Annotated in this window: 10 protein-coding genes; all 10 read right to left on the bottom strand. The window is 36.7% G+C overall.

Going from position 1 to position 9,664, the window contains the following annotated elements:
- A partial coding sequence (locus Q0252_RS00980) for an aldehyde dehydrogenase family protein (protein WP_297982674.1) occupies window positions 1-1,159 on the bottom strand: 1,159 nt, incomplete at its 3' end.
- Window positions 1,160-1,263: 104 nt separating this feature from the next.
- Window positions 1,264-1,944: a DUF6624 domain-containing protein gene (locus Q0252_RS00975; RefSeq protein WP_297982671.1), complete on the bottom strand. Its 681-nt coding sequence runs from the start codon at window positions 1,942-1,944 to the stop codon at window positions 1,264-1,266.
- Between the two features lie 7 nt (window positions 1,945-1,951).
- Window positions 1,952-2,365, bottom strand: a complete 414-nt coding sequence (locus Q0252_RS00970) for a hotdog fold thioesterase (RefSeq protein WP_297982668.1) — start codon at window positions 2,363-2,365, stop codon at window positions 1,952-1,954.
- A 221-nt stretch (window positions 2,366-2,586) separates the two neighbouring features.
- Window positions 2,587-3,735 carry a 3-hydroxyacyl-CoA dehydrogenase NAD-binding domain-containing protein gene (locus tag Q0252_RS00965; protein WP_297982664.1) on the bottom strand — a complete coding sequence of 383 codons (1,149 nt, stop codon included), beginning with the start codon at window positions 3,733-3,735 and terminating at the stop codon, window positions 2,587-2,589.
- A gap of 67 nt (window positions 3,736-3,802) precedes the next feature.
- A complete protein-coding gene (locus Q0252_RS00960; protein ID WP_297982660.1) occupies window positions 3,803-4,606 on the bottom strand; it encodes an enoyl-CoA hydratase-related protein in 804 nt (267 codons plus the stop codon).
- Window positions 4,607-4,677: 71 nt separating this feature from the next.
- The gene (paaD, locus tag Q0252_RS00955) at window positions 4,678-5,142 is read right to left on the bottom strand and encodes a 1,2-phenylacetyl-CoA epoxidase subunit PaaD (protein ID WP_297982676.1); all 465 of its coding nucleotides are present in this window, start codon (window positions 5,140-5,142) and stop codon (window positions 4,678-4,680) included.
- Window positions 5,143-5,150: 8 nt separating this feature from the next.
- Window positions 5,151-5,387 carry a PspC family transcriptional regulator gene (locus tag Q0252_RS00950; protein ID WP_297982657.1) on the bottom strand — a complete coding sequence of 79 codons (237 nt, stop codon included), beginning with the start codon at window positions 5,385-5,387 and terminating at the stop codon, window positions 5,151-5,153.
- 3 nt (window positions 5,388-5,390) lie between these two features.
- Entirely contained in the window at window positions 5,391-6,653 is a 1,263-nt protein-coding gene (locus tag Q0252_RS00945) for a DUF2851 family protein (RefSeq protein ID WP_297982654.1), read from the bottom strand.
- A 46-nt stretch (window positions 6,654-6,699) separates the two neighbouring features.
- Complete coding sequence (gene bshA, locus Q0252_RS00940; protein ID WP_297982651.1) at window positions 6,700-7,836, bottom strand: N-acetyl-alpha-D-glucosaminyl L-malate synthase BshA; 1,137 nt, start codon at window positions 7,834-7,836, stop codon at window positions 6,700-6,702.
- A gap of 31 nt (window positions 7,837-7,867) precedes the next feature.
- Window positions 7,868-9,589, bottom strand: a complete 1,722-nt coding sequence (locus Q0252_RS00935; protein ID WP_297982648.1) for a glycoside hydrolase family 3 N-terminal domain-containing protein — start codon at window positions 9,587-9,589, stop codon at window positions 7,868-7,870.
- Between the last annotated feature and the right edge of the window lie 75 nt (window positions 9,590-9,664).

The following is a 9,664-nucleotide window of genomic DNA, read 5'->3' as shown; positions in this document are numbered from 1 at the left end:
GGCTGTCGTTTAAGAACAATTTTGGTGTGACGAATGCTCCATTTTCAAAATCAGCATCTATTAAATTGTGCTGCCCATCATAAACAAGTTCTGTTTCGGTTTTTAATTTTGAAATTTTTTCGTTCAAAACTTCCACTGCTTTTTTATCAACGATGGAACCCATTCTCGTTTCACGACTTAAAGGATTTCCAATTTTGGTCTGATCTAAAGCCTTTGATAAAGCATTCTGAACATCGCCAACTAAATTTTCAGGAACGATAATTCTTCTGATGGCGGTGCATTTCTGTCCGGCTTTGGTTGTCATTTCGTTGCGCACTTCCTTGATGAACAGATCAAATTCCGGTGTTCCGGGTTTTGCATCCAAACCGAGAATTGAGCAGTTTAAAGAATCTGCTTCCATATTAAATCGGACTGCATTCTGAGAAACGGAAGGCAAAGATTTCAATTTTCTTCCTGTCGTAGCAGAACCAGTAAATAAAACGGAATCACCGTCTTTCACATAATCCAGAATATTTCCAGGCTCACCGCAAACCAGCTGCACCGCTCCTTCCGGAAGGAAACAGCTCTCGATCATATCCTGAAAAACGGCATTAGTCAAGTAAGAACTTGGGGTTGCAGGTTTAACAATAGCCGGAACTCCTGCTAATAGAGAGGTGGACAGTTTTTCCAGCATTCCCCAAACCGGGAAATTATAAGCATTAATCTGCACCGAAACCCCTTCACTTGGCGTTAAAATATGCGTTCCGAGATGCGTTCCGTTGGCAGAAATTTTCTGAACATCGCCATCCACCCAAAACGGTGTATTCGGCAGCATTCTTTTGGCCAAACCGGAATAGGTAAAAAACGTCCCGAAACCGCCTTCAATATCCACCCAAGAATCCACGTGCGTTGCACCGGTTTTATAGGAAAGTTCGTAATATTTTTTCTTTCTTTCGAGAAGGTAAAGTGCGACTTTTTTCAGCATTTCGCCGCGGTCATAAAATGTCATAGATGAAAGATTTTTATAACCCAAATTTCGTCCGTAATGAAGCGCTTCTTCAAAATTGAGTCCTTCCGTATCGGAAATGGCGACCAATTCACCATTTACGGCGTTGTACAAAGGAATTTCGTGTCCGTTGCCTTCAACCCAATTTCCTGCGATATAGTTTTTTAGTTTCATATTATTAAAACGCAAAGAGCGATATTTTTTTTATAATTTTTATGTTTTTAAGTTCGCAAAGTCTGACCTTCGTTCGTAAACTTTCAGTTTATACCACGCAAAATTTAGTTTGGATTAAATATTTTCCTTGCTTCGTCCAAACTGTATTCCTTATACTCAAAACCTTCTCCATAGTTCATTTGTCCATATTCTTCTATGGTTTGATCAAACCCTGCTTCTTTTCTCAATTCATTAACTTTTTGAAGATTTTCAATTGGCCAAAAAATCGGTTTACCATTCACTTCAGAAAACTGCGAACCATACATTTGTTTTTTACCCTGCATCATCAAATTTCGGTCTTCAGTTAAAGCCAAAGCCTGCATATCAAGATCTCCATTTTGAACAGCCTTTCTTAAAAGTGGTAAATATTTGGGGATTAATTTTGTATTGTGCTGAATGACAATCCAAGCCGCAGTATTTTCTGGTTTCCCAACCAACTCTTTCCCCGGATAACCAAATTCACGAATAATTTCCTCAATCCGTTTTGAATTTTGGCTGTCACTTTGTCCCACCAAAGAAATATAATTCCGTTTCAGATAAGTAGTGTCCACTTTCATTCTTTGGGCTAAAATTCTGACAGTATCGCCGGTTGTTTTATAAGTCATTGTTCTGAAAGCCTGATCTGCAAACCAAATGTCGGCAAGCTCCTTCTTGAGTTTGGAATTAATTGAAGGCTTTATTTCTTCTTTCTTGCATGAAAAGAGAAAAACAGACAATATGATAAATAAGAAAAGGTTCTTCATCATTTAAAAATTACAAATCCGTCACCTTTTTATCAATTTTATACACCGTTCCACGGAAAGTTGCTACCATCACTTTATGCTGATTCGTAATTGTGATGTCATAAACTGCTGTTTTCTTCGTGTCTGCCATTAAAATACTTTCGGCAACCAAAGTGTCGCCCATTCTTACTGCTTTTGTGAAGGAAATCATACAGTTTAAGGCAACTGAAGCATCATTTGTATTGTTCGACGAAAAAGCCAAAGCTGAATCTGCAAAAGCGAATGTAATTCCGCCGTGAACGGTTTTCAGGCCGTTGATCATTTCTTCTTTAATCGGCATTTCGATAAGGCAGTATTTTTCGCGGACTTCAATCAGTTTTATTCCCATCCATTTAGAGAATTCGTCCTGATTGAGCATGTATTGGGCTAGTTCGTATGGATTCATTTTTTATTTTTTTAATGTTCTTTTGTCTTGAAACAAAAGAACCAAAAGTTCAAGACTTGGATTTTTTTGCTAAAATTTAAAAATGTTTTCTAAAATTTCCAAACTCGCTCGGAAACAAGATTTTTTCTTCAATCATAATTTTTTGCCTCACTCAAACAGTGGAAATTTTTTAACGAAAACATTTTTAAATTTCTTAACGCAAAAAACTCCTATGTCAACATTTAAAGCTTTTTTAACAGCGGACTTTGTCGGTAACGCTCTTCCTGATATTCTTGGTAAAGATTTTGCAGCGTTTGAGAAATTTTTTCAAATCCGATTTCTTTTCCCCAAACTAAAAGCCCTTTTGGATAATTCACCCCTTTTTGCATTGCCAATTCTATATCTTCATCAGAAGCGATTTTCAAACGTTTTGCTTCTACGGCTTCATTAATCAACATAGAAATAATTCTCATATAAATTTCTTCATACAATTTTTCGTCCTTTATGATTTCTCGGCTCTGGGTTCTAGGCTCTTGGCTCTTTTCCGAATAATCATAAAAACCTTTTCCGGTTTTTCTGCCGTGAAGTTTGGCTTCAGCCATTCTCTGCTGAAGCAATGAGGGTTTGTATTTGGGATCGTAGAAATAATCTTTGTAAACGGTTTGTGTTACCGAAAAATTCACATCAACACCAATTAAATCCATCAGTTCGAAAGGTCCCATCCGGAAATTTCCCAAAGTTTTCATCGCGTCATCAACCTGTTCAACCGTTGCGATATTTTCTTCAACAATTCTCAATGCTTCCCCGTAATAAGGACGCGCAATTCTGTTGACGATAAATCCCGGAATATCTTTTGCAATTACCGGAACTTTTCCCCAAGATTTCATTAATTCATAAATATTTTGAGGAAGATTATCATCCGTTAAAAGTCCGGGAATCATTTCCACCAATGGCATTAAAGGAGCCGGATTAAAAAAATGAATTCCAATAAAACGTTTTGGATATTTTAAATCCGCCGAAAGCGAAGTGATGGAAATGGATGAAGTATTTGAACCAATAACACAGTTTTCGGAAACGTAACTTTCAAGTTCTGCAAAAACCTTCTTTTTGATATCCGCGTTTTCTATAATAGCTTCAATAACCAAACCGCAGTCTTTCAGCTCAGAAATTTGCGTACAAGGTTTTATTAAACTGAAGATTTCGCCTGCCTTTTCATGGCTGATTTTCTCTTTTTCAGCAAGTTTATCTAAGGTTTTTCTTAAACTCTGAACCGATTTCTCTGTTTGAGCCGAATTTGCATCAAACAAAAAAACTTCGCAACAATTGGTTGCAGCAACTTGCGCAATACCAATTCCCATCGTTCCGGAACCGATAACTCCTACTTTTTTCATAAGTTTTAAAGATACAAAAAGACAGTCTTGTACCCAAAACTGTCTTTTCTAAATATTTTTTGTTGAATTACTTTCCTTTATACTCCGGTTTTCTTTTCTCTAAAAACGCTGAAACACCCTCCTGAAAATCTCTTGTTTCTGCCGCTTCCTGCTGTAAAATCCCTTCTAAATCCAATTGTTCCGACAAAGAATTTTCATAAGATTCGTTGAAAGCTCTTTTCGTTAAAGCAATAGCTTTAGTTGGTTGATTTGCGAGCAATGAAAGTACTTCCATTGATTTTTCCGAAAAATGCTCATCGTCAAAAACATCAGCAACCAAACCTAAATTCTTAGCTTCTGAAGCAGATAATTTTTTCCCTGTGAAAGCCAGATAGTTTGCCTGTTGTCTTCCCAAAAGTTTCGGTAACCAGAAAGTTCCGCCTGTATCCGGAATTAAACCAATATTGACGAAAGCTTGAGAAAAATAAGAGGATTCTGTCGCCAAAGCGATATCGCAAATCAAAGCCAACATCGCTCCGGCTCCAACTGCGGGTCCGTTCACCAAAGAAACAACAGCCTTGTTGCTCTTATAAATTTCCTTTACCAACGGATTGTAATAATCTATCACAATTCTTTGGATAATTCTGTCTTCAAGACCGTCTTTCCCCATTGAAAGTGCTTCTTTAAGATTTTGACCAGAACAAAATGCTTTTCCTCTTCCGGATAAAGCTATGCAACGAACATTTGCGTCTTCATTGCATTGGTGCACAAAATTTCTGAGCTCTGTCAATAAAGTTTTATTCAAACTGTTGAAAGATTCGGGTTGGTTCAAATAGGCAATCTGTAATTTTCCGTCCAGATGCGATTCTATTTCGAGTTGAGTATAAGACATGAGAATTTGTTGATTTTTGTAAAAATAAGAAAACAATTCCGCAAAAGCGCAGTTTTAAAAATGAACTGTTATTAATGGCATTTAAAATAATCGAAAGGCTCCAAACAATCGTTGCACTGATAACTCGCTTTACACAATGTAGAACCAAAGCGACTGATTTGGGTTGTATTTTCGAAGCCGCATCTCGGACATTTTTTTGGGATATCAAGATGGTCTTTATCTGCTCCTTTTTCAGGTGGGGTAATTCCGTAAGCACGAAGTTTTTCTCGGGCTTCGTCCGTTATCCAATCGGTTGTCCAGATTGGAGAAATTTTGGTAATGACTTTTGCTTTGATTCCCTTTTCTGCAAAAATTTTGATAATATCTTCTTCAATATTGAACATGGCGGGACACGCAGAATATGTAGGTGTAATCGTAATTTCAGCTTCGTTTTCGGACATCATTTTAGCCTCGCGAACAATACCGAGTTCCACAATATTAATCACGGGAATTTCAGGGTCGGGAATCTGTTTTAATATTTCAAAAAGTGCTTCGATGATGAAAATTATAAATCAAAAACGTTAGGTCTTCTTGTGATGAAAATATCTTTTACCCAAAGGCTGAAAGCCAGTCCCAAATAAATCAAAAAGAAAAAACCCGCAGTTGCAAACGTGGAATAAATGAAGAACACGCGAAGTTTCGAAACCGGAATTCCCAGTTTTGTTCCCATTCTCGTTAAAACACCAAACCACTCTTTTTCCATTTTGTGGCGCAGGTTGTTGATGAATCTTGGTTCTTTCATTTGTTAATTTTTCAGCAGTTGTAAACCGATGGTGCAATTTAAGCAATTTTTGGTATTGCAGAAATTTTTAAAATGATAAAGCAAAGCTTGGGTTTCCGAAGCATTTTCCGGATTCAGTTTCAGTTTTTTCCATTCATCAATAATGGTGTTTTTTTCTGGAGTCAGATTTCGGTAGAATGATAAAATTTCGTCGCCTATATTTTCGTTGTGATTTTTTTGATACGTGTATTTAAAGGGTAAAACTGCATTCAGAATAACCAAATCAATGAAATCTTTGGTTAAATATTTTTCGGATTCAACAGTGGAAATTTTGCCAAAACTGAAATGATGATCCCAATATTCCGACGCTTTCACTTTGCTGAAAACCGAATAAATTTCGTCCACATTTTTAGCATTCATCATTTTTGAAAACAAGTTTTGATTCTGATGATACAATGCAGCCAATTGCGAAAGCCTGATTGTCGGAAAATTGGGTGGCCGAAGTTTGGAAAACTTAGCATGGAAAGTGATTTGTGGTAAAGTAAACTTGGATTTAAGAAATTCGAATTCTCTTTTCCAGATTTCCATTTGTTCATCTTCAATAATTTCCAGCCAATTGTTTAAACCAAAAAACAAAGCTTCCAATTGTGTTGGATTTTGTCTGATTTTATTGACAGTTGAAAAATCTAAACTTTCTGCAACCTGTTTGAAAATCTGTGCATTCACCTTCAAACCAAAAGCATAAGCGAGATAATGAAAGAACACGGCTTCGTAATTATTTTGAAATTTTTGAAGTGAATATTCAATTTCCAAAGATTTTTCGTCCAGCTTTTTCAAAAGCGATTCTTCAAAAAATCCGAAAGGAATTTTCTTGGCATCAAAAACATTTTCGCAGGCGATAAAATTCTGATTATCGATAATTTTTTGATAATTCTGAATTGCATTTTCATCCAGAAAATTCTTCAATTCCAGCGTAGGAATATTTTTGGATTTCAGTTCTTCTATTTCAACATCATGTTGAAAAACGGCGTGAAGAATCAAATTTTCGAATTCGGGATTTCCGGAATGGTTATGAAAAATCCAGTCGGAAGATTTGACATGAAGTTCGATATTTCCAACCAAAACCAATCCGTTGATTTTAATTTTTGCCATCAGAAAGTCCGGCCCGGAATCGAAATTCCACTTTCCGAAATCTAGTATTTCAATAGAATTTCCTTCGGAATCAGTAAAATCAAATGATTTGAAAATCTTGTAGTTCCAAAGATATTGGAGGAGTTTTTCGTTCATCTTTAAGTTTTCATTTTTTGTGTCAACTTAAAGGTACAGAAAAAAATTAGTTCTTTTCGAAATCCGCAATCGTCTTCTCGTACATCGCTTCGTAGAGCGGAATAATGTTTTTCAAATCGAATTTTCTTGCCTGAGCTTTAGCATTTTTCTTCATTTCGGCCAAAAGATTCTCGTCGCTCAACAGTTTAATCGTGTAATTGCTCATAGTATCCACATTCCCGATTTCTGCGAGATAACCGGTTTCTCCCTGAATATTTACTTCCGGGATTCCACCTGCGTTGGAAGAAATAACGGGCGTATTTGCAGCCATTGCTTCAAGAGCTGCCAAACCGAAACTTTCCTGTTCAGAAGGCAATAAAAACACGTCTGAAAGCTGCAAAATTCGGTACAAATCATTTACTTTTCCAAGCAGACGGATTTTGTCGATGAGCTCCGGATTTTCTTCCATAAACGAGTTGACAATTTCCATATCGGGACCTTCACCGATGATAATGAGCTTCGATTTTACCTTCTGCTGAACATTTTTGAAAATCTGCAACACTTCTCCGACACGTTTTACCGGACGAAGATTGGAAACGTGAATCAGAATTTTTTCATCTGCGTTTGCAAACTGACTTCTCTGACAGTCATTACAGTCATCAAATTCAGAATTATCGATAAAATTCGTAATAACCTGAATTTCTTTTTTAATATTGAAAAACTGAAGCGTGTCTTTCTTCAAACTTTCTGAAACTGAAGTGATTGTATCTGATTGATTGATAGAGAATTCCACCGCGTGTTTGTAACTGGGATGTTGACCAACCAATGTAATATCAGTTCCGTGAAGCGTGGTAACCAAAGGAATGTCCTTTCCGTCTTCTTTCAGCATTTGTTTTGCTGTAAAGGCTGCGTAAGCGTAAGGAATTGCGTAATGCGCGTGAAGAATATCAAGTTTGTATAAATTCACAACCCGATAAATCATCGAAGACAAGGCAATATCATAAGGTTGATATTGAAAAAGCGGATACGTCTGAACATTTACTTTGTGGAAAAAAATATTGGGGTTGGTAATATCCAAACGCGCCGGAAGTGCGGAACTGATGAAGTGCACTTCATAGCCTTTTTTCGCGAGCGACATTCCCAATTCCGTTGCTACAATTCCACTTCCACCATAAGTTGGATAACAGAGAATTCCGATTTTCATTGTTATATTTTTTGAAGATTTTTCTTCAGATTTATTTTGAAGTTGTGTTCAAATTAATTTTAGTTTGAGGATTCAAATCCATTCCCATTCCAGCTTTCAGTTTATCATTAACCAAAACAGGAAGTCTGCCTGAAATTTTCGTTTGTCCGTTCAAAGCTTTTCCAACAGCGGTCATAGAATCGTCATTGTTTTCATACGCGACCAATACTGTTGAAACTTTCGAAACATCAACATCTTTCAAAGCATAAGCAGAACCGAAAACGGTAAGAATTACACTTTGATTTATGCTTAAATCTGCCAATACTTTTTTGCTTTCCGCAGAGATTTTATAAGGTTTGTAAGCCGTAGAATTGTCTTTATGAAAACCAACAATCACCTTTGAATTTGCCGGAATTGTCGAAATTTCTGAGGGTTTTTTAACAATAACTGTTGTGTTCAAATTCAGTTGATTGGCAAAAGTTTGATACGGCGCTTCTTCCAACGGAACGTAATAATATTTTTCGTTGCAATTTAGCGGAAGTAGTTTCTTTTGGTCTTTCAAAAGCGTTAATGCATTCGAATATAAATTCTGAACCAAAGTTTTATGAGAATCATTATTCAAATCGCTGCTGATATTTGCAGGATTTCTCGGTGTATATTTCGAAAGTCCAAGGAAATATTTTGTCAAAAGGATTTTCTTTACACTTTCTTCTACTCTGCTTTGTGAAATTTCTTTGCTGTCAATCGCCAACTGAATGAGTCTTTTTCCTTCTTTTACGCCATCAGAAAAAAGCATAATGTCGTTTCCGGCTTTAAAAGCCAAAGCATCCAGTTCTCCTGGTTTGTAACGTTTTGCAACGGCACCCATGTTCAAAGCATCCGTAATAATTAAACCTTTATAGCCAAATTTTTCTTTCAGCAAACCAGTAATAATATTTTTTGAAATGGAAGCAGGTATTCCTTTTGTACTTTCTAAAGCAGGAACGTACAAATGCGCAACCATCACACCACCAATTCCTTTATCCATCAAAGCTTTGAAAGGAGCCAGTTCTACACTGTTCAATCTTTCTAACTTATGAGAAACAACAGGCAAGTCTAAATGAGAATCCGTATTCGTATCGCCGTGTCCCGGAAAATGCTTAATCGCCGCCAAAACATTGCTGTTCTGAAGTCCGTTGGAATAAGCCATTGCAGAATTTACAACATTCTGAACATCAGAGCCGAAACTTCTGTTCCCAATAATCGGATTATCCGGATTGGTATTCACATCAACAACAGGAGCAAAATCCCAGTTTACACCCATTCTTTTAGCATCATCTGCAATTTTCGCAGCCATTTCGGTGATTAAATTTTTATCCTGAATGGCACCTAAAGTCATTGCCCAAGGAAATTTGTGTGCTGCAGCAATTCTTTGAAAAAGTCCCCATTCTGCATCCATCCCAATCATCATCGGAACTTTGGATTTGCTTTGGAATTCGTTCACCAAATCGATTTCTTTCGCTGCGTCGTCCTGCATTAAGATTAATCCTCCCAGTTTTTCGTTCACCACCAAATTGCGAACGTTGTTGATGTGGGCATCGTCTTTATTGGTGTATAACGCAACAATGAAAAGCTGTCCCAACTTTTCATCCTGAGAAAGTGAGTTGTAGGTTTTGTCAACCCAATCATTGGCTTTTTTTAAATCTTCTTTGGAAAGATTTTTCGGAACGTATTGCGCCGATACATTTGAAATTAAAGAAACAGCGATTATTAGTGATAAAAAAAGTCTTTGCATTAATTGATGTTTGACAACAAAAATACAATTTTTCTTTTCGGAACGGCTGTTAAATTATTCATAAAAAATATTTGG

Source organism: uncultured Chryseobacterium sp. (assembly GCF_936933875.1).
Classification (GTDB): Bacteria; Bacteroidota; Bacteroidia; order Flavobacteriales; family Weeksellaceae; genus CAKZIK01.
Note: the sequence above shows the minus strand (reverse complement) of the source record. Positions and strands in the feature narration are given on the sequence as shown.

Excerpts from the sequence above, each read along its gene's own strand:
- Q0252_RS00975 (WP_297982671.1), bottom strand. The coding sequence starts at position 1,944 with ATGATGAAGAACCTTTTCTTATTTATCATATTGTCTGTTTTTCTCTTT.
- Q0252_RS00970 (WP_297982668.1), bottom strand. The coding sequence starts at position 2,365 with ATGAATCCATACGAACTAGCCCAATACATGCTCAATCAGGACGAATTC.
- Q0252_RS00965 (WP_297982664.1), bottom strand. The coding sequence starts at position 3,735 with ATGAAAAAAGTAGGAGTTATCGGTTCCGGAACGATGGGAATTGGTATT.
- Q0252_RS00960 (WP_297982660.1), bottom strand. The coding sequence starts at position 4,606 with ATGTCTTATACTCAACTCGAAATAGAATCGCATCTGGACGGAAAATTA.
- Q0252_RS00950 (WP_297982657.1), bottom strand. The coding sequence starts at position 5,387 with ATGAAAGAACCAAGATTCATCAACAACCTGCGCCACAAAATGGAAAAA.
- Q0252_RS00945 (WP_297982654.1), bottom strand. The coding sequence starts at position 6,653 with ATGAACGAAAAACTCCTCCAATATCTTTGGAACTACAAGATTTTCAAA.
- bshA (WP_297982651.1), bottom strand. The coding sequence starts at position 7,836 with ATGAAAATCGGAATTCTCTGTTATCCAACTTATGGTGGAAGTGGAATT.
- Q0252_RS00935 (WP_297982648.1), bottom strand. The coding sequence starts at position 9,589 with ATGCAAAGACTTTTTTTATCACTAATAATCGCTGTTTCTTTAATTTCA.